The 19,924-nt window shown below is 57.2% G+C and carries 19 protein-coding genes; 4 read left to right on the top strand and 15 right to left on the bottom strand.

Annotated elements, in window-relative coordinates; genetic code table 11:
* Positions 1 to 9 precede the first annotated feature (9 nt).
* The 10 genes from AV656_RS15275 to hprK all read right to left on the bottom strand — a co-directional run bounded on the left by AV656_RS15275 (position 10) and on the right by hprK (position 9,342).
* A complete protein-coding gene (locus AV656_RS15275; protein WP_063183651.1) occupies positions 10 to 1,008 on the bottom strand; it encodes a gluconeogenesis factor YvcK family protein in 999 nt (332 codons plus the stop codon).
* A 4-nt stretch (positions 1,009 to 1,012) separates the two neighbouring features.
* Positions 1,013 to 1,906 (bottom strand): RNase adapter RapZ, encoded by an 894-nt coding sequence (rapZ, locus tag AV656_RS15270; protein ID WP_156484893.1) that lies wholly within the window; start codon positions 1,904 to 1,906, stop codon positions 1,013 to 1,015.
* The gene (locus AV656_RS15265) at positions 1,903 to 2,385 is read right to left on the bottom strand and encodes an NUDIX domain-containing protein (protein ID WP_063183649.1); all 483 of its coding nucleotides are present in this window, start codon (positions 2,383 to 2,385) and stop codon (positions 1,903 to 1,905) included. Before AV656_RS15265 ends, rapZ begins: the two co-directional genes overlap by 4 nt.
* A gap of 209 nt (positions 2,386 to 2,594) precedes the next feature.
* A complete protein-coding gene (gene trxB, locus AV656_RS15260) occupies positions 2,595 to 3,545 on the bottom strand; it encodes a thioredoxin-disulfide reductase (RefSeq protein ID WP_063183646.1) in 951 nt (316 codons plus the stop codon).
* A gap of 77 nt (positions 3,546 to 3,622) precedes the next feature.
* Positions 3,623 to 5,137, bottom strand: coding sequence for a tetratricopeptide repeat protein (locus AV656_RS15255; protein ID WP_063183644.1), 1,515 nt, complete (start codon positions 5,135 to 5,137; stop codon positions 3,623 to 3,625).
* 238 nt (positions 5,138 to 5,375) lie between these two features.
* Positions 5,376 to 5,903 (bottom strand): acyltransferase, encoded by a 528-nt coding sequence (locus AV656_RS15250; RefSeq protein WP_063183641.1) that lies wholly within the window; start codon positions 5,901 to 5,903, stop codon positions 5,376 to 5,378.
* Entirely contained in the window at positions 5,900 to 6,559 is a 660-nt protein-coding gene (ppaX, locus tag AV656_RS15245) for a pyrophosphatase PpaX (protein ID WP_063183639.1), read from the bottom strand. The genes AV656_RS15250 and ppaX overlap by 4 nt, the downstream gene beginning before the upstream one ends.
* A complete protein-coding gene (locus tag AV656_RS15240; RefSeq protein WP_063183636.1) occupies positions 6,549 to 7,496 on the bottom strand; it encodes a nucleoside recognition domain-containing protein in 948 nt (315 codons plus the stop codon). Before AV656_RS15240 ends, ppaX begins: the two co-directional genes overlap by 11 nt.
* A gap of 59 nt (positions 7,497 to 7,555) precedes the next feature.
* A complete protein-coding gene (lgt, locus tag AV656_RS15235) occupies positions 7,556 to 8,365 on the bottom strand; it encodes a prolipoprotein diacylglyceryl transferase (RefSeq protein ID WP_063183634.1) in 810 nt (269 codons plus the stop codon).
* A gap of 41 nt (positions 8,366 to 8,406) precedes the next feature.
* The gene (gene hprK, locus AV656_RS15230; protein WP_063183632.1) at positions 8,407 to 9,342 is read right to left on the bottom strand and encodes an HPr(Ser) kinase/phosphatase; all 936 of its coding nucleotides are present in this window, start codon (positions 9,340 to 9,342) and stop codon (positions 8,407 to 8,409) included.
* A 146-nt stretch (positions 9,343 to 9,488) separates the two neighbouring features.
* On the opposite strand from hprK, the gene AV656_RS15225 reads away from it, so the two are divergent.
* A complete protein-coding gene (locus tag AV656_RS15225; protein WP_063183630.1) occupies positions 9,489 to 10,052 on the top strand; it encodes an N-acetylmuramoyl-L-alanine amidase family protein in 564 nt (187 codons plus the stop codon).
* A 193-nt stretch (positions 10,053 to 10,245) separates the two neighbouring features.
* Here AV656_RS15225 and AV656_RS15220 read toward each other — a convergent pair whose 3' ends face one another.
* The 4 genes from AV656_RS15220 to AV656_RS15205 form a co-directional block, all read right to left on the bottom strand.
* A complete protein-coding gene (locus tag AV656_RS15220) occupies positions 10,246 to 11,463 on the bottom strand; it encodes a DUF4097 family beta strand repeat-containing protein (protein ID WP_063183628.1) in 1,218 nt (405 codons plus the stop codon).
* Between the two features lie 97 nt (positions 11,464 to 11,560).
* The gene (gene uvrA, locus AV656_RS15215; RefSeq protein ID WP_063183625.1) at positions 11,561 to 14,431 is read right to left on the bottom strand and encodes an excinuclease ABC subunit UvrA; all 2,871 of its coding nucleotides are present in this window, start codon (positions 14,429 to 14,431) and stop codon (positions 11,561 to 11,563) included.
* Between the two features lie 7 nt (positions 14,432 to 14,438).
* Positions 14,439 to 16,421, bottom strand: coding sequence for an excinuclease ABC subunit UvrB (gene uvrB, locus AV656_RS15210; RefSeq protein WP_063183623.1), 1,983 nt, complete (start codon positions 16,419 to 16,421; stop codon positions 14,439 to 14,441).
* 280 nt (positions 16,422 to 16,701) lie between these two features.
* On the bottom strand, positions 16,702 to 16,947 hold the full coding sequence (locus AV656_RS15205; protein WP_063183620.1) for an IDEAL domain-containing protein: 246 nt from the start codon (positions 16,945 to 16,947) through the stop codon (positions 16,702 to 16,704).
* A gap of 174 nt (positions 16,948 to 17,121) precedes the next feature.
* On the opposite strand from AV656_RS15205, the gene AV656_RS15200 reads away from it, so the two are divergent.
* Positions 17,122 to 17,634, top strand: coding sequence for a competence protein ComK (locus tag AV656_RS15200; RefSeq protein ID WP_063183618.1), 513 nt, complete (start codon positions 17,122 to 17,124; stop codon positions 17,632 to 17,634).
* On the opposite strand, the gene AV656_RS15195 is transcribed toward AV656_RS15200, so the two are convergent.
* Complete coding sequence (locus AV656_RS15195; RefSeq protein WP_008300262.1) at positions 17,631 to 17,996, bottom strand: hypothetical protein; 366 nt, start codon at positions 17,994 to 17,996, stop codon at positions 17,631 to 17,633. The genes AV656_RS15200 and AV656_RS15195 overlap by 4 nt on opposite strands.
* 171 nt (positions 17,997 to 18,167) lie before the next feature.
* On the opposite strand from AV656_RS15195, the gene AV656_RS15190 reads away from it, so the two are divergent.
* Entirely contained in the window at positions 18,168 to 18,944 is a 777-nt protein-coding gene (locus tag AV656_RS15190; RefSeq protein ID WP_063183616.1) for an enoyl-CoA hydratase-related protein, read from the top strand.
* A 415-nt stretch (positions 18,945 to 19,359) separates the two neighbouring features.
* Complete coding sequence (locus AV656_RS15185; RefSeq protein ID WP_063183614.1) at positions 19,360 to 19,902, top strand: DUF4256 domain-containing protein; 543 nt, start codon at positions 19,360 to 19,362, stop codon at positions 19,900 to 19,902.
* The last annotated feature ends 22 nt before the right edge of the window (positions 19,903 to 19,924 follow it).

Genomic DNA, 19,924 nt, shown 5'->3' with positions numbered 1-19,924 from the left:
CCTCTCCTTTCACGGACGGCCGTCCCGACAGACTGCCGCCCCGTCCGGGCTGTTCAGGTAGTTGCAGATCAGTTCTGCCACCTTGCCCGCATCGTGACGGACCAGGCCGCCTACGATGGTTGCGATATCTGCCAGGATGACATCTTCCGCCAATTCCCCGAGTTCCTCCACATCACCCTGTACCGGAACGGACTGCTGCTGGCGGTAGACTTCCGCCACGGCGTCAAGCCCGGTGCCGTCATTGACGACGACCCCGTTGAGAAACCGGGCGCCGAGATGATCATACATCACACGGACATGGTCCGATGCACTGAACGATGACGTCTCGCCCGGCTGGGTCATGATGTTGCATATGTAGAGCCTGCTCGCCTTTGATTTAAGTACGGCTTCCCCGATTCCGGGTACGAGCAGGTTCGGCAAAATGCTGGTATACAGGCTCCCGGGGCCGATGACAATCATGTCGGCCTTGCGGATTGCACGGACCGCATCTTCCAGCGGCTCGACCTCTTCCGGGAGCAGGAATACCCGCCTGATCCGGTGACCGTAAACCGGAATCTTCGACTCGCCGTTGATGATCGAGCCGTCCTCCAGTTCCGCTGCGAGTGTGATGATCTGGTTCGCGGCAGGAAGCACGCGCCCCTTGATGTTGAGGATCCTGCTCATTTCCGCCACGGCCCTTGAGAAATCACCGGTGATGTTCGTCATCGCTGCAAGCATCAGGTTCCCGAGTGAGTGGCCGCCAAGTCCCTCCGAGGAGGCAAATCGGTACTGGAACATTTCCAGCACAAGCGGCTCGACGTCTGAAAGCGCCGCCATGACGTTCCGGATATCACCCGGAGGCGGGATCATATAATCTTTCCGGATCTTCCCCGAGCTGCCTCCGTCATCGGCGACGGTCACAATGGCCGTCAGGTCGATGTCGTACTGTTTGAGGCCGCGCAGGATCGTGGAAAGGCCGGTTCCCCCGCCGATCGCCACAACGCGCTTTTTTCCCTTTTTACCGGGCATGGGATCAGCCCTTTCTATGTTTGATATCCCGATGGGTCACCGACGTCTTGTACTCGCCGCTCAGCTTCTCCGCAAAATATTCGGCGAGTGACACGGAGCGGTGCTGGCCGCCCGTGCAGCCGAATGCGATGACCAGCTGCGCCTTGCCTTCTTCTTTGTATCTCGGGATGAGGAAGCGGAAGAGATCTTCCAGCTTTGCAATCAGTTCCTTTGTATCGTTCTGTTTCATGACATATTCATAGACTTCTGACTGGAGGCCGGTGAGGGGCTTCAGTTCCTCGATATAGTAAGGGTTTGGCAGGAACCTCACGTCCAGCGCGATGTCCGCGTCGATCGGGATGCCGTGCTTGTACCCGAACGACATGACGTTGACCGTGAACGTGCCCTTCTCTGATTCCGAGAAGCTCTCGACAATCTTTTCCCGGAGCTCCCGCGGCAGCAGTTGGGATGTATTGAACAGGTAGCGCGCCCTGCCCTTGAGTTCGGACAGCATCTCCCGCTCCTTGCGGATGCCGTCGCTGACAAGTCCGCCATGAGACAGCGGATGCTTGCGGCGGGTTTCCTTGTAGCGCTTGACGAGCGTACTGTCGTCCGCATCAAGGAAGAGCACCTGCAGATCAAACCCATCGGCCGCCTCAATCTGGTCCAGCGTCCCTGTCAGGGAATCAAAGTACTCCCTGCCGCGCATGTCCATCACGGCAGCAACCCGTTTCTGCTTGCGGTCCGAAGCTGCAAGAAGCTTCAGGAATGTCAGAAGCAGTTCAGGCGGGAGGTTGTCGATGCAGTAGTAGCCAAGATCCTCGAAACTCTGTACGGCGACCGTCTTGCCGGCGCCGGACATCCCGGTGATGACGACCAGTTCCATATTCTCTCTCTTATTTTTCATCTGCTCCGTCATGGTCCCACCCTTTCTGCCGACTGCTGGAGGTCCGCCCCGAGCAGCCGGAAATCTTCCGTATAGGTGAACGTGCCGTACTGGGTGCCCGGGCTTCCGGCAGCGAACTTCAGGTTCATCCGGTCGCCTTCGGCCATTGGCAGGGTATCAAGTTTGCCGACATCATGCCACTCAAGCTTTCCTTCCCTGTTCTCCTCAAATGGCACGCCCTCAAGCCCGCGTGCCGCGAATGTATAAAGCATCCATTCATCCAGCGTCCGGGTATTTTCCTCGTCCCGGATCACCATCGTATAAATTCCTTTCAGATGCGGCCCGACCGGCGTGGCACCGGTCTCTTCCGTAAATTCCCGGAAAGCGGCCGAATAGACGGACTCTCCCGGCTCCATCTTCCCGCCCGGCGCGACATACCAGCCGCGGCGGGGCTTTTTCAATAACAGGACTTTGCCGTCCTGGATAACCAACAGATTGGCGATCCGCTGCATCGGTCTCCCACCTTCCCGGAAAACATTCTACCCTTTATTATACTATGCTTCGGAATGGGGATACAAAAGGAATGCAAAAAAGGACGGCAGCCGGGCGTTCCGGTGCCGTCTAAAAAGTGTTGCTATCATAAAGGGGGGTCAATTTACACTTCTTACTATACACCCTTTTTATTGCAGTGCTGTTACAGAGCGGTTAAAAACGTATTAAATCAGGCTTCGGTCCCGATTTTTTCCTTGAGTGTCTCTACATACTTCTGTGCGGTTTCCGCTGCGATGCTGCCATCCCCTGTCGCCGTAACGACCTGGCGGAGCGTTTTCGCGCGAACATCACCTGCTGCGAACACACCCGGAATCGAAGTCTTCATATGTTCGTCCGTCGGGATGTAGCCGTTCTCGTCAGTGATGCCGAGCGACTTGAACGGAGCGGTGAGCGGCACCATGCCGATGTAGATGAACACGCCATCCGCTTCAAACTCGCGCTCGCTGCCGTCTTTTGTCGAAACGAGCGTGACGCTGCCGACTTTGCCTTCCTTGTCGTTGATCGACTTGAGCGTATGGCTCCAGATAAAGTCGATTTTCGGATTCGCGAAAGCACGGTCCTGCAGGATTTTTTGCGCACGCAGCTTATCGCGGCGGTGGACGATGGTGACTTTATCCGCAAAGCGCGTCAGGAAGTTGCCTTCCTCGACGGCAGAGTCGCCGCCGCCGACCACGACGAGGTTCTTGTTTTTGAAGAATGCCCCGTCACAGACCGCGCAGTAGCTGACGCCGCGGCCGCCGAGCTCAGATTCGCCCGGGATGCCCATCTTTTTGTATTCCGCGCCCGTGCCGATGATGATCGAGCGGGTCTTGTATTCCTTGCCGCCCGCGATGATCGTCTTATACTCTTCTCCGTCACGCACTTCGGATACGTCTCCGTATGCATATTCGGCGCCGAACTTCTTCGCATGCTCGAACATTTTATTGGAGAGGTCGGGACCGAGAATGCTGTCGAATCCCGGGTAGTTCTCGATGTCTTCCGTATTGGCCATCTGGCCGCCCGGGATACCGCGTTCCAGCATGAGCGTGGACATATTGGCCCGGCTCGTATATACCGCGGACGTCAAGCCGGCAGGACCGGCACCGATGATGATGACATCATAAATTTTATCTTCAGCCATGAAAAGTTCCTCCTTAAATGTGAACGCCTGTCTGCATTCATGCTATTCCATTTGCAGGCCAGGCTCAACATTTCTGCCTAACTGCGGGGGAACGGCAGGAAGCGGAACAGCTCATTGACATACTTCGTAAGTGTCTTCACCGATATCCCGTAGTCTTCCGCAATTTCTTTCTTCGTGATACCTGTATGCCGGGAAGAGCGGTACATATACTCGGCCGATGCGGCAATTGCGCGAGGATTCCTGAACGCATAGCTATCGTCGATGGCACGGCTGCACATGAGGAACCACATCTCCAGAATGGGCAGGTCCTCCTCAGTGAGCGGCTCATAGCGGCTGTAGAGCAGGTCAGTCGCTTCGAACACCCGGTTATAAAGGAGCTCCCCGCGGTCCCTGCCGGGGAGACGGTGGCCAAGGCCATTCGCAAGAAACAGCTTTTCCGTCGTGGACATTTTTTCGACGTCGGGCCATTCCGGATGGGTGAGGATGTCTTCGCGGCGCATTGACTTGCCGGTCAGGAACAGGCCGAGCAGTCGCAGCCCCTCTTCCCCGCTGTTCAGCTTACCGATGACGAACTGCGGTTCGTTTTCAGGCGTATCCGGAATCCTGGACCTCAGCCAAGGCTCCTTGCCTTCCTTCGACGGGTCCATCGAAACAAGCACCGCCCAGGCTTCACGGGCGACCTTCTCCTCTTCGATCATGGCTGCGGCATGTGCCAGCCAGAAGTAAAAGCCCGGGTCCCCTTCAAAGCCGATCCGCTGAAGGCCGCGGAGCCAGTTGTACGCCTCAGCGTGACGGCCGACCAGGGCAAGGGTTGCACCGAGCTTGTAGCGGTGGTCGACCAGCATCGGCCGGATTTTCAGCAGGACGGAGACCGTTCGGTTGAGTGCTTCCGCGTCCTGCTTGTAAAAGTGGAAGACTGCAAAGTTGCAGAGGGCATGGAGGTTGCCGTTGTCTCCCCGGAGCACCTGATTCAGGAGCGCCTCCGCCTGTTCAGAATCGCCGATATAGAAATAGGCGAGCGCCAGGTTGTTGTAGGCCGCCCAGAATTCGGGATGTTCCTCAATCGCCGACTCCAGCAGACTGACGGCTTCCCGGAATTCACCGGACTCCATCAGCCGGCGTCCGCGGTCGAGGATATAGTCGAGGCGTCCGTCGCCTTCGGCATCGTCCGGAAGTCCGTACAATTCCTGCTCGGAGAACTCGATGATGTCCACCGCCTCGTCACGGTACAGCCCTTCCGGCGCAAGCTTCAAGTATCGCTGCGCATAACGGATCGCATCCCGGAGATAACCGAGATTGACGTGCACCTCGGACAGGTAGAAAAGCGTATCCGGATCTTCAGGGCCGGAGTCATGGGCGGTCATCAGAAGGTCACGGGCATGCTCAAAACGGCCCATGTCGATCTCCAGAATGGCGTACTGCAGAAGGATGTCAGCATCCTCCGGACTCAGGTCCGCCGCACGGCTGAGAAACTTATGGGCTTTCTCCACCTCGTCGCGCTTCAGTGCGCCGAGCGCCTTCTTGTAATAGAATTCACCGTTCGGAATGAAGTTGATGACTTTATGGTTTCCCTGATGAGAGTGATTGTTCAATAAAAATTCCTCCAGATTATGGAAGCGGAAGACCGCGTATTGGCACAAATAGGTTCAAATGTTTTCAGCTACCCATTATATCATAGTGGCAGCCGCCCGGTCGCCGGTAATGGATGGGTATCATTCTGAACAAGGGCCGGTTCCGCTGATGAATCGGCGTGAGGCTATGCTTTATGGGAACGAGACGTTGCCTTAAAAAAGTGGGTCGATCCGCAGCCCCGGCATACAGAACCCCCCGTCAATGCTGACGGGGGGTTCTCTTCCGTTCCTTCAGTTGTTCGGCGGTGTAGATGATGCGGACCGGATTCCCGCCGGCGAGGCTGCCGGGCGGGATGTCGCGGTTGACGAGCGAAGCGGCGGAGACGGTGGCGCCGTCCCCGATCTCCACACCCGGAAGGATGGTCGTATTGGCTCCGATCATCACGTTGTCGCCGATGATGACGTCACCGAGCCGGTATTCATCGGTCAGGTATTCGTGTGCGAGGAGCGTCGTGTTGAACCCGATGATGGAATTCCGGCCGATTCGGATGCGCTCTGGAAACATCGTATCCGGCACCACCATGAGCGCAAGCGCCGTCTTCTCCCCGATTTTCATGCCGAGAAACGTTTGGTAGAGCCAGCGCTTCACTGACAGAAACGGTGTATACCGGCCGATCTGGATGACAACGAAGTTCTTGGCCACCTTGAAAAACGAGATGGTCCGGTACATGTGCCAGAGCGGATTGACTCCTTTGACCGGCGCAGGATGGCGGTCGGTCCGCCTCATTCCGCCCGGACCTTCCCATCCGCAATCTCCAGCAGGTCCTCGATTGCATCCAGCATATAATCCGGCTTGAGCGATTCCATGAAGGCCCTGCCCTTCGCACTCCAGGCAACTCCTGCCGTGAGCGTGCCGGCATTCCGGCCGCCTTCGATGTCATGCGAGTTGTCCCCGACCATCAGGGTCGTCGCCGGGTCTGCGCCAAGCGCGTCCATCGCTTTTTGGAGCGGTTCCGGATGAGGCTTGGCGTGAGTCACGTCATCCAGCCCGATCACGACTTCGAAGACGCCCTCCGCATCCATGAGGTCAAGACCCCTGTGAATGGTTTTGTTCCGCTTTGTGGAGACGATCGCCATCTTGAGACCGCGTTCCTTCAGCTTCTTGAGTACATCAGACACTCCCGGGAACTCTGACGTAAGCCTGTCATGGTTTTCCAGGTTCCATTTCACATACTCTTCCATCATCTGATCGACATTCTCCGGGGCCAGCTCCTCAAATGTCTCCCGCAGCGGCGGGCCCATGAACGGAAGGCAGTCCTCCCGGGCATACCGGCCCGGGAAATGCTTGCCGAGAACTGTCATGAAAGTCTCGATAATCAGATCGTTCGTGTCAAACAGTGTCCCGTCAAAGTCGAACAGGATGGTTTCGATTTTATTGGCCATGCTGCATCACGACTCCCTTTTCTTTGGATAGTTCTGCCCTCTTCCATGCCCAGGCAACCGCCATTGTCAGTACGAATGCGGTCACCACACGGATCAGCAGCAGCGGCCAGACCGGAATGCCGAGCGGCATGAAGATGAGCGTGTCCTCGATGACCGCGTGGCAACTGACAAGGAAGATGAGGACGAGCGTTGCGTCCTTTTTGCTGACGCCATCCTCTTCCACCGCCTGGATCATGACACCTGCCCCCATTGCCAGTCCTGCGACCAGCCCCGTGGCCAGGGTCATGCCGGCGTTCGGCTGGACCCCGATCAGCTTCGTGAGCGGACCTAGCTTGGCGGACAGCCTCTGCATCCAGCCTCCGTCTTTCAGGAACTGGATCGCGACCATGAGCGGAATGACGATGACCGCAAGCTGCAGAACCCCGAAACCGGCTTTTTCAAGTCCGAGAAGTGCGATGCCGCCCCAAGTTTCCGGTGCAGCTTCGGGTGCGGGCGCCATACCGTACTGCGCGATTTCCGATCCGCCCTTCCAGAACAGATTGATCAGAATGGCGGAAAATGCTGCAAGGCCGAGGCGGACGACCAGGATGACCCAGAGCCTGACCCCGACGCGCATGGCGACGCCGGATTCGATAAATAGGTTATGTGAGAACGACAGCATGACGGCGAGGATGAACACTTCCTTCACCGTCAGTTCCAGCGACAGGATACCGGCGATGCCGGCATACAGATTCAGTGCGTTGCCGAGGACGAGCGGAATCGCCGCTTCCCCCGGCAACCCGAATATTCCCATAAGCGGTGCCACGAGATTGATGATCCACGGCAGTACGGGCGTATGTTGCAGGATGACGACCAGAAGCGTAATCGGGAAGATAATCTTGCCGAGTGTCCACGTCGTATTCAGCCCCGCCCGAATTCCTTTGCGTAGAGTAGACATGTTTCAGTTCGACATCCTTTTCTTATCTTTCAGGCCCGCAAGTCGGGCCGTCAGCTGACTTATTCTCTATAGCGTGTGCGGATTTTCATCACGAATCGGCGGATCAGATAAATCAGGATCGCACCGAAGAAGCCGATGATGGATACAACCTGTGCCGCCTTCAGGCCGGAAGCCATCAGACTGTCCGTACGCATCCCTTCGATAAAGAAGCGGCCGAACGAATACCAGGCAATGTAGAACAGGAAGATGACGCCGCGTTCGGGATTCATGCGCCTGAGAACGAACAGGATGAGAAGCAGGCCGACCAGGTTCCAGACCGATTCATAAAGGAACGTCGGATGGTATGTCACCCCGTCGATCGTCATCTGATTCACGATCCAGTCCGGCAGCGCGGAATAGCCCCACCAGTCATCCGGAACCGCATCCCCGTGTGCTTCCTGGTTCACGAAGTTGCCCCAACGCCCGAGAATCTGGCCGATGAGCAGGCCCGGTGCCGTGATGTCCGCGACTTTCCAGAACGATACACCATGCTTTCTCGTATAAATAATTGCCGTTATCACTGCCGCGATCAGCGCACCATGAATGGCGAGCCCGCCTTCCCAGATTCTGAAGATTTTCCCGGGGTCGTTCTGGTAGTACTCCCACTGGAAGATGACATAGTAGAGCCGCGCGCCGACGATTGAAATCGGCACCGCCCAGATAAGGAAGTCGGTCATGAAGTCGGGGTGGAGGCCCCGCTTCACCGCTTCCCGCTGAACGACGAGGAATCCCAGCACGATTCCTGTCGCAATGAGGATCCCGTACCAGCGGACATCAATGGGTCCGAGAGAAAAGGCGATCGGATCGATCGCCGCGAGAGAAAACTGCATTCAATGATCCCTTCTTCCGTGCACGCCGGCTGAATGCCGGCTTAGTAGGACGGGTCCTGTTCCCGTCCGATCATATCGTTCAGCCGGTCGGAAAACTGCTCGGCTGCATTCATGCCCATTTGCTTCATGCGATGGTTCATCGCCGCCACCTCGACGATCGACGACATATTCCGTCCCGGACGCACCGGCACGGTGAGCCGTGTCAGCTCGGTGTCGAGGATCTTCAATTTCTCTTCCTCGAGGCCGAGTCTGTCGTAGGACCGCTCCGGATCCCAGAGTTCCAGGTCGATGACGAGCGTGATCCGCTTAAAGTCACGGATCGCGCTTGCCCCGAAGAGCATCTGCACATCAATGATGCCGAGCCCCCGGATCTCGAGCAGATGACGGAGCAGTTCCGGCGGATTGCCGACCAATGTATCTTCCGCCACCTGGCGGATCTCCACCATGTCGTCTGCGACGAGCCGGTGCCCGCGCTTGACGAGGTCGAGCGCCACCTCACTTTTGCCGATGCCGCTTTTGCCTGTGATCAGGACACCGAGCCCGTAGATGTCAAGAAGGACACCATGGACCGCCGTCATCGGTGCCAGGCGGTTCTCGAGAAAGTCGCTCAGCTTGTTCGACAGTTTGGTCGTCGTCATCGGTGACGAGAGGAGCGGCACCTGCTCCTCTTCCGCCGCTGCCACCAGCTCCGGCGGAATCCGCATGCTGTGGCAGACGACGATCATCGGCGTGTCCGGAGAGCAGAGCTTCCGGGCGCGCTCCATCTTGTCCAGACGGGGAAGCATCGAGAAAAATGAGATCTCGCTTTTTCCCAACAGCTGGATACGGTTCGCCGGATAATATTCGAAGAAACCGGCCACTTCTAGTCCGGGACGGGAAATGTCGCTGCTGGCGATATGCCGCCCGATTCCTTCCGCGCCCGCAGACAGTTCAAGTCCGAAACGTTCCATCACGTCTTTTACCGTCACGTGATCCATCGGCATTGCCCCCTTCGCTGCCGAATGTCGGCCATGCCCTATATTCTAACAAAGATTCGGTCAATGGACATCGCTTTTATCCGGAACGCCTTTATTCCGGCGTATCCGACAGGCGGGATGGTTCTATGTAACTGTCGGAGGGGGGGATGACGTTGAAGAAAATCATGCTGGATGCCGGGCACGGTCCGGCGACACCGGGCAAGCGGACGCCTGACGGAACGCTGCTGGAATTTGCGTTTAACGCATCGGTCTCCGCATATGCGGAAAAGCTGCTCAGGAACGAAGGGATTACGGTGATGACCGCACATGCGCCGGGACGCGACGTTCCGCTGGCGGAACGTGTGCGCAAGGCAAACAACTGGGGAGCGGATGCCTATATCTCCATCCACGCCAATGCATTCGGCTCCGGCTGGAATGGGGCGAACGGCATCGAGACGTATATCTATCCGCGTGCACAGCGCCAGTCCGAACTGCTCGCGGGTCATGTGCAGGCTGCGCTCATCTCCGCCACGGGCAGGAAAAACCGCGGCGTGAAGCGTGCCGACTTTGCCGTTGTGCGCAACACCCGCATGCCCGCCGTCCTGCTCGAGTGCGGATTCATGACAAACCGCGCGGAAGCCGGCCTCCTGAAAAACGACCGGTACAGGAGGCAATGCGCCCGTGCCATCGCATTCGCCGTGGTGAACTGGTACTACGGCAAGGGGCTGTGAGCGGACCAGGTGGATCTGAGTGCGCCGGTTCGTCACTTTCGGGGAGTGTTTCGTCACTTTCGCGAGGCGATTCTTCACTTTCGGAGTGCCTTTCGTCACTTTCGCAAGGCAATTCGTCACTTTCGCGAAACCGGCACCCACACAACACAAAAAGGACGGAGGCCGCCTGTGCCTTCCGTCCTTTTAATATTCTTCAGTTTCCGATATAGCCGACAATGACAGAGCCCGTCTTGGCCTCGCCCTTGATGCGGAGCGGCGGAAGATCCGGGTTGCCGCCCTGTTTGCTGAATCGGATGGATTTCTGGAGCAGCTGTTCCTGCTCTTTTGTCCGGGTGACGTCCGGCATGCGGATGTCCATCCGGCCGAAGTTTGAAGAGACCTCCCCTTCGATGCCGGTATCCTTCGGCACATAGACTTCGACGCTTCCGGACATGGCGGTCGCTTCCACCTTGCGGGATTCGGCATCGCGTGTCGTGACGATGACGTGGCCGTTCACCGACTTTGCGTCGATGTCCTTCAGCATGCCGTCGATGTCGATCCGGCCGTTGAGCGTTTCCGCCTCCACCTGTTCGCCGTGGATGTCACTCAGGCGGATTGCGCCGTTCGCGGTCTCAAACTCCGCCTCGTCGAAATGGAGATTGTGTGCCTCAATCTTGCCGTTGGCCGTGCGCACCCGCACCTGTGCCGCAGTCAGGCCCGCACCGGATGTGAATACACCGTTGAACATGCGGACAGACAGCTTCTTGTACTGCTTTTCAGGCACATGGAGCACAACATTCACCTGGGTCATCTTCTGGTCGTTCGAAATGCGGAGGCGGTTGCCGTCCGTGATGAAGAGGAAGCGCTCCTCAAATTCCCGCTTCGCCTCGGCTTCATCCTCTGCCCGGTGGACCTTCACCTCGCACTCGGCGCGGAGCTCTTCCCCTTCGCCGATCCGTACATCAAAGCTGCCCATCGACAAATCGACGGCAATTTCCTCGATGCCTTCCGCGCTTTTCGAGAAAGTCTCATGGAAGACGACTGGCTCACCGAACGGCTTATCGAGGTCAAATGTTTTTACGCGGTCGACAGCCGTCTGCATAAATTGCATGAACCGGTTGCCGATCGTCGTGAAGTCGCGCCGGACGTCATCCAGGAAATCATCCATGGATGCCTGTTTTCCGGAGCGGTGTTCTTCGCTTTCCTGCTGGGCGTCCTGATGAAAGTCCCCCTGCCAGTTGTCCCCTTCATCGCCCGCGGCTGTCGGCTGCGGTTCCGCTTCCTGCTTGTCCCCCTGCCCCTGGAGTTCGGGGTGGCTGTCCTTCACGGCTTCCCGGTTGCTCTCGAACTTTTCCAAAAGACGCAATGCTTCGTCTGCGCTGATTGTCCCTTGTTCCAGCATGTCCAGAATACGGCTTTTCTCGTCTTTCATGTGCGTTCCTCCTTCGAAAGCGGCATGGCGCTTCCGTTGATAGTTATGTTACGTGCCGGGAACAGGAAAAGTTTCACTGCCATGTCCGAAAAATCCGTCAGGCCCGACTTTCCGCTTCCGCCAGAAGCGCCTCCGACCGCTTCCGGTCGCGCTCGAGAATCGGCTTCAGGTAGCGGCCGGTATAGGATTCCCGGACTTCCGCCACTTCTTCCGGGGTGCCGGTCGCGATAATCTGGCCGCCGCGGTCGCCGCCCTCCGGTCCGAGGTCGATGATGTGGTCAACCGTCTTGATGACGTCGAGGTTGTGCTCGATGACCAATACCGTATTGCCGTTGTCGACGAGCCGGTGAAGCACTTCCAGCAGGCGTGAAATGTCATGCGCATGGAGTCCCGTCGTCGGCTCATCCAGAATGTAAAATGTCTTGCCGTTCGACCGGCGGTGCAGTTCGGATGCGAGCTTGACGCGCTGGGCTTCCCCGCCCGAGAGCGTTGTCGCCGGCTGGCCGAGCTTCACGTAACCGAGGCCGACATCGACGAGTGTCTGGAGCTTCCGGTGGATTTTCTGGATGTTCTCGAAGAACACCGCGGCATCCGACACGGTCATGTCGAGCACATCGGAGATATTCTTGCCCTTATAGCGGACTTCAAGCGTCTCCCGGTTGTACCGGCGGCCGTGGCACACTTCGCACGGAACGTAGACATCCGGCAGGAAGTGCATCTCGATCTTGATGATGCCATCCCCCCTGCATGCCTCACAGCGTCCGCCTTTGACGTTGAAGCTGAACCGCCCCTTCTGGAAACCGCGGACTTTTGCATCGTTGGTTGAGGCGAACAGATCGCGGATGTTGTCGAACACGCCGGTGTACGTTGCCGGGTTCGAACGGGGTGTCCGGCCGATCGGCGACTGGTCGATGTCGATGACTTTTTCAAGCTCTTCAAGCCCTGAAATTCCAGCATAGGCGCCCGGCTTCGACTTGGCACGGTTCAGCTTCTGGGCGAGAGTCTTATAGAGAATTTCATTGACGAGCGTCGATTTCCCGGAGCCGGACACGCCCGTGACAGCGATAAACTGGCCGAGCGGGAACTCGGCGTCGACGGTCTTCAGGTTGTTTTCCGATGCGCCTTCGATGCGGACGGTGCGGCCGTCCGGCTTACGGCGCTCAACCGGCACCGGGATGAATTTACGGCCGCTCAGATAAGCACCGGTAATCGAATCCGGATCCTCTGCCACTTCCTGCGGCGTGCCCTGGGCGATGATTTCCCCGCCGTGCAGCCCGGCCCCCGGGCCGATGTCGATAAGGTGGTCCGCAGCCATCATCGTATCTTCGTCGTGCTCGACGACGATGAGCGTATTGCCGAGATCGCGCATCTCCTTCAGCGTGCCGATCAGCTTGTCGTTGTCACGCTGGTGCAGCCCGATCGACGGCTCGTCGAGAATGTACAGGACACCCGACAGCTTCGAGCCGATTTGCGTGGCCAGCCGGATCCGCTGCGCTTCCCCGCCGGACAGCGTGCCCGCCGCCCGGGACATCGACAGGTAATCCAGCCCGACGTTCACAAGGAAACCGAGACGTGAATTGATCTCCCTAAGGATCAGCTTCGCAATCGCCCGGTCGTTCTCCGACAGATTGAGTCCCTCGAAAAAGTCGACCGCTTCCGTGATCGGGAACCGGGTCACCTGGGAGATGTTGAGGCCCGCGATTTTCACGGCAAGGGCCTCCTCCTTGAGCCGGTCGCCGCCGCAGGTCGGGCATGGCCGCTCCGCCATATACTTCTCCATCTGTTCGCGGATCCAGTCGGAACTGGTCTCCCGGTAGCGGCGCTCGACGTTCTTGAGCACCCCTTCAAAATAGATCTGGTTGTCGCGGGTCTTCCCGAATTCATTCGTATAGCGGAAGCGGATCCGGTCGCTTCCGGAGCCGTAAAGGATCTTGTCGAGCTGGCTGTCCGGAAGCTCGCTGACCGGCACGTCCATGGAAATCCCGTAATGTTTGCAGATCGCCTTCAGGAGCTCCGGATAGTACTGGGAGCTTGTCGGCTCCCACGGGGCGATGGCCCCTTCCGTGAGGGACAGGCTCTTGTCCGGAATGACGAGTTCCGGGTCGACTTCCTGTCTGGAGCCGAGCCCGTCACATTCAGGGCAGGCACCGAACGGGCTGTTGAACGAGAACAGCCGCGGCTCCAGTTCCCCGATCGAAAATCCGCACATCGGGCAGGCATGATGTTCGTTGTAAATCAGCTCTTCGCCGCCGATGATGTCGATGATCGCGCGGCCACCGGCGAGTGATGCTGCGGTCTCGAGGGAATCCGACAGGCGCCCTTCCACATCATCTTTCACGACGATCCGGTCGATGACGACTTCAATGTCGTGTTTTTTGTTTTTGTTCAGGTCGATGTCATCGTCCAGGTCATACAGTTCCCCGTTGACCCTCACACGGACATAGCCCTGCTTTTTAATATCTTCCAGAAGTTTTTTGTGCGTTCCCTTGCGTCCGGAAACGACGGGCGCGAGAATCTGGAGGCGTGTGCGCTCCGGCAGTTCCATCACCCGATCGACCATCTGCTCGACCGTCTGGGAGGAAATCTCGATTCCGTGGTTCGGACAGATCGGCTTGCCGATCCTCGCATACAGCAGCCGGAGATAGTCAGAAATCTCCGTGACCGTGCCGACGGTCGACCGCGGGTTGCGGCTCGTCGTTTTCTGGTCGATCGCGATGGCCGGCGACAGCCCTTCGATTGCGTCGACATCCGGCTTGTCCATCTGGCCGAGGAACATTCGGGCATAGGCAGACAGCGACTCCACATAGCGCCGCTGCCCTTCTGCATAGATCGTGTCGAAGGCAAGCGAGGACTTGCCCGAGCCGGACAGGCCGGTCACCACGACCAGCTTGTCCCGCGGGATGGTGACATTGATGTCCTTCAGGTTATGCGCGCGCGCACCCTGAATGACGATTTCCTGGTTTTTCATGCGAATCTCACCCCTCTGCTTTCAGTTCGAGTATCGTATCGCGGAGCGTGGCGGCCCGTTCGAAGTCGAGCGCCTTTGCCGCTTCTTTCATTTCCTTTTCGAGGGAAGCGAGGAGCGATTCTTTCTCGTCCTTCGTCAGCTTCTTCCCTTGTGTCGCCTTTTCCGCATACGTTGCCGTCTCTTCGGCCTCGTGTGTCGCGCGGATCGATTCGCGGATCTGCTTATTGATTGTCGTCGGCGTGATGCCGTGCTCTTCGTTGTAGGCAATCTGCTTCTCGCGCCTCCGTGCCGTTTCGTCGATCGCGATGCGCATCGAGTCGGTCATCCGGTCGGCGTACATGATGACGTGCCCGTTCGAGTTCCGTGCGGCACGCCCGATTGTCTGGATCAGCGAGCGCGAGGAGCGCAGGAACCCTTCCTTGTCGGCGTCGAGTATGGCGACAAGCGATACTTCCGGGATGTCCAGGCCTTCCCGCAGGAGGTTGATCCCGACGAGAACGTCATACGTCCCGAGCCGCAGCTCGCGTATAATTTCAATCCGCTCGAGCGTCTTCACTTCCGAGTGGAGGTAGTTGACCTTGATTCCGATTTCCTTCAGGTAGTCGGTGAGGTCTTCCGACATTTTCTTTGTCAGCGTCGTGATGAGGACGCGCTCGTTTTTCTTGATGCGCTCCTGGATCTCGTCGATCAGGTCATCGATCTGGCCTTCGATCGGCCGCACTTCGATGACCGGATCAAGCAGCCCCGTCGGCCTGATGATCTGTTCGACCATTTCCGGGGAATGCTCCAGTTCGTACGGGCCCGGCGTCGCCGACACATAGATGGCCTGGCGGAGCCGCGCCTCGAACTCCTCGAACTTCAGCGGACGGTTGTCGAGTGCCGACGGCAGGCGGAACCCGTGGTCCACAAGCACCTGCTTGCGCGCCTGGTCCCCGTTGTACATGCCGCGGACCTGCGGAAGAGTCACGTGGCTTTCGTCGATGATCATGAGGAAGTCATCCGGAAAGTAGTCAAGCAGCGTGTACGGCGTCGCACCCGCCGGTTTCAGGGTCAGGTGGCGGGAATAGTTCTCGATCCCCGAACAGAACCCCATCTCCTTCATCATCTCCAGGTCATAGCGCGTACGCTGTTCGAGCCGCTGGGCCTCCAGCAGCTTGTCCTCCGCGCGCATCACTTTCAGCTGTTCCTCCAGCTCGGCCTCGATGTTCTCGATTGCCTTTTTCATCTTCGCCTCGCGTGTGACGAAGTGGGAAGCCGGGAAGATGGCGACGTGCTCGCGATCGCCGAGGATCTCGCCGGTAAGCGCATCGACTTCCCGCAGCCGGTCGATCTCGTCCCCGAAAAACTCGATCCGGATGCAGCGCTCGTCGCGCGATGCCGGGAAGATCTCGACGACGTCGCCGCGCACGCGGAACGTCCCGCGGATGAAGTTCATGTCATTTCGGTTGTACTGGATGTCGACGAACCGCCTGAGCAGCTCGTTGCGGCTGATTTCCATGCCCACCCGGAGCGACACGAGCATCTCGCGGTATTCATCCGGGTTACCGAGACCATAGATGCACGACACGGACGCCACGATTAGCACGTCATTCCGCTCGAACAGCGAAGACGTCGCCGAGTGGCGCAGCTTGTCGATCTCATCATTGATGCTCGCATCTTTTTCAATATACGTATCCGTCGACGGCACGTAGGCCTCTGGCTGGTAGTAGTCGTAGTAACTGACAAAGTATTCGACGGCGTTGTTCGGGAAGAACTCCTTGAACTCGCTGTACAGCTGGCCGGCGAGCGTCTTGTTGTGTGCAATGACCAGTGTCGGCTTGTTGATCTCCGTCAGCACGTTCGAGACGGTGAACGTTTTCCCCGTTCCCGTCGCCCCGAGAAGCGTCTGATGCCGTTTGCCTTCCTTGACGCCGGCCACCAGCCGGTCGATTGCCCTGGGCTGGTCGCCCAGAGGCTCATACGGTGCCTGCAGTTCAAATTTCTGGACCATGTCCCGTCCCCTTCCGATAGCGTTCATGAAACTCAATCATGTCATTATCGTATCATATTCCCCTATTCTTCACGAGCAAAAAGCGAACAGGTGTTTTCTATTAATCTGACACCGGCTTTCTTAGGGAAACGGAGCGATCCCCCTTCCCTCCGGGCGGCCGTCTCCTGACGGGCGGAATCAGTGCCGGACACACAAAACCGCCCGCACACAGGGCTCAATCCCCTTCAGTACGGACGGTTCAACAATATGATTTCGGCATGATGTCAGCAATCCTCCAGCGTTACGGTTTCCCGGTTTCGTCGTCATCCAGCTGATTCAGCTGTTCGGTGTACAGGTTGAAGGCTTCCATGTCCTTCAGGTCGAGTGCTTCGTCGATCAGGTTGAGCAGGCGTTCCCGGTTCTGTTCACGGTGCACATGCTTCAGGAACAGGTCCATGTAGATATCGTTCAGCAGCTGCTCAGACGGACTCGCTTTACCCTTACCGACTGCCTTCAGGAATTCCGCGTACGAATAATAATGTTCCATCCCATTCACCACCTGGCGCTTTTTCCTATTATATATGCAAAAGGATGGGGAATGCAACGGTTATTTTTAAAAATTCGATATTCACAGTTAATTTGAATTAATGAGAAATAAGTATTGCTTTCCTTCCAGTGTTTTCTATAATTAGAAGTAAACATAGTCAGGGGGTCATCCATTTTGGATTTGAAACGACTGGCATCTCCTTATTATATTTCGTTCGACACATTGGTTCTTGAGCCTAAAGTGATTGATGGCAAGGTCTGCACAGTCGTTACGGAGAAGAAAGACAAGCTCCTTCTCGACAACAAGCCGCTCAATAACCTGAAACGGGCATGCGAAATGTACGGGACCACGCTTCGCCAGGCGATCCAGATTTCCAGCAAGCTGATTGGAAATCACCATAAAGTGCCCGTGCTCATCGTTCAGGATATGGGAATGCCTTGCATTTTTCTCCCGACCCTCTCACCACAATCCGAGAGCAATGTCTGGATCGGCCTTCATGGCATCGAGGATTATTGGGGGAATTCGAACGCCTGTGAAGTGCTGCTGGAGAATGGCGACACCATCCGGGTGAACGTCTCCATCCAGACGATGAACCGGCAGTATGCCCTCGCATGCCGGCTCGACAAAAAGTTTTCCCGGATGCAGTATTATCTCCGCCATCCCGGGCTCGACCGGGAATTCATCTAGATGGCGCGGTCACCCATTGCCAGGTACACGCCAAGCAGCTCCTCCGACCGGTTCCGCAGCCGGACGTTCAGGTAGCGCCGGTGATCCTCGTAGCCGCCATGGATGAATACATACTCCGTAAACATGTCGTCATGGTCCCCCTTGATCACCTTCATCGAGTGGCGGCGCATGTAAAGACGGGATTCCTTCAGGTCCTTCTGCACAAGTTTTTCCGCCTCTGCGATCATCGCGAGGTACGGGCGCTTGAGCTTGAACGGGCCTTTTTCAAATGCGAGCCGGTCACGCTCCAGAATGATGAGAAGCATCGGCAGGTAAATCTGGTTTTCAAAGTGAGGCAGTGCCTCCGGCGGGATCAGCGGCATCGTCCCTTCCCCTCCTTCCGAAGAAAAAGAACATCTGTTCGTGTTTTTATTTTACCCTATCCTTTCATCTTTATGCAATGACCTTTTTCTGTCATGCGGTGGCGGAACCTGCCGCCTCATGGTAATGTTTTTGTAAACGGGGGATTTTTCAAACAACAAGGGGGACTGTACATGGAAACGATCCGCTACGAACAAAAAGGCCATCTCGGCATCGTGACGCTCGACCGGCCGGCCGCGATGAATGCATTCAACTATGAACTCATCACCGACCTGGGGAAGGTCGTGGAATCGATCCGCATCAACCCTGACATCCGTGTCGTGCTGTTCACGGCTGCCGGCGACCGCGCCTTCAGCGTCGGTGCCGACCTGAAGGAACGCAAGACACTGCCCGATCAGCAAGTCAAACGGAATCTTTATAAAATCGGCGAGGTGTTCACCTCCATTGAAAACCTGCCGCAGCCTACCATCGCTGTCATCGGCGGCTACGCATTCGGCGGCGGAATGGAACTGGCGCTTGCCTGTGACTTCCGCGTCGCCTCGGAAACAGCCGTCATGGGTCTGACCGAAACGAGCCTCGCCATCATCCCTGGCGCCGGAGGCACACAACGCCTGCCCCGCCTGATCGGTGAAGCCAAAGCACTTGAATTGATCCTCACCGCCAAGCGGATGAAGGCGGAAGAAGCCTATCATTATGGCGTCGTCACAAAGGTCGTACCTGCCGCTCAGCTGATGGACGCTGCCGTCGAACTGGCTGACCAGATGCTCGCCAACGGACCGATCGGCCTTCAACAGGCGAAGTTCGCAGTCAAGCACGGCATGAACGCCGACATCCAGACCGGCCTCGCCATTGAGCGCAAGGCGTATGAAGTGACCATCCCGACGGAAGACCGAATTGAGGCGCTTAACGCATTTGCCGAAAAGCGGAAGCCTGAGTTTAAAGGAAGATAATGTGGAAGCCGAGAAGTCCGTTGCGGGACTTTTCGGCTTTTTGTTTGAGACGGGTCAGCTGGTTGCAATTCGGGAGCCTTGTGGCGACTTTTAATCCCATGTAGCAATTACGAGTCCCTTGCGGCATTTTCCAGGTGCTATGTGTCAATTTCGGATGCCATGTGGCAATTCCGGATGCCATGTGGCAAATTCGAATCCCATACGGCAATTCCAGAGGCCATACGGCAATTTCAGGTGCTATGCAGCAATTTCGGATGCCATGCGGCAATTCCGTTCCCCTTGTTTCAATCCGGACGGACCTCGTTGCAAAACAGATATCCTTATTGCATATTGGGTACCCTTGTTGCGAAACGGGTTGTCAATTGGCGACCGGCATTCGGTATACTGAACTCACATCGATAAAGGAGGCTCCTCCATGACACAAAACCATGAAGAACTGCTCGACATACTAAAAGAGCGCTTTGAAGAAAACATGCATCGCCATAAAGGCATCGATTGGGCGGATGTCCAATCCAGGCTGGAAGCCGCTCCGGACAAGCTACGCTCCCTCCAGGCGATGGAAGACACCGAAGGCGAACCGGATGTGGTCGGGAAAGAACCGGAGACTGGTGAGTACCTCTTTTATGACTGCTCACCCGAAAGCCCGAAAGGCCGCCGGAGCATCTGCTATGACCGCGAGGCGCTCGAGAAGCGGAAAAAGAACAAACCGGAGAATTCCGCGATGGACCTGGCCGCAGAAATGGGCATCGAGATGCTGACGGAGGAAGAGTACCGGCATCTGCAGGAGCTGGAGCAGGTGGACAAGAAAACGTCCAGCTGGGTGCAGACTCCGGAAAACATCCGCAAGCTCGGCGGCGCCATTTTCTGCGACCGCCGGTATGACACGGTGTTCCTTTACCACAACGGTGCCGATTCGTATTATGCCGCCAGAGGATTCCGCGGTTCCATCAGGGTCTGACCACAAAACATGTAAAGCCCCG

The sequence above is a fragment of the Bhargavaea cecembensis genome (genome assembly GCF_001619585.1).
GTDB lineage: Bacteria > Bacillota > Bacilli > Bacillales_A > Planococcaceae > Bhargavaea > Bhargavaea cecembensis_A.
Note: the sequence above shows the minus strand (reverse complement) of the source record. Positions and strands in the feature narration are given on the sequence as shown.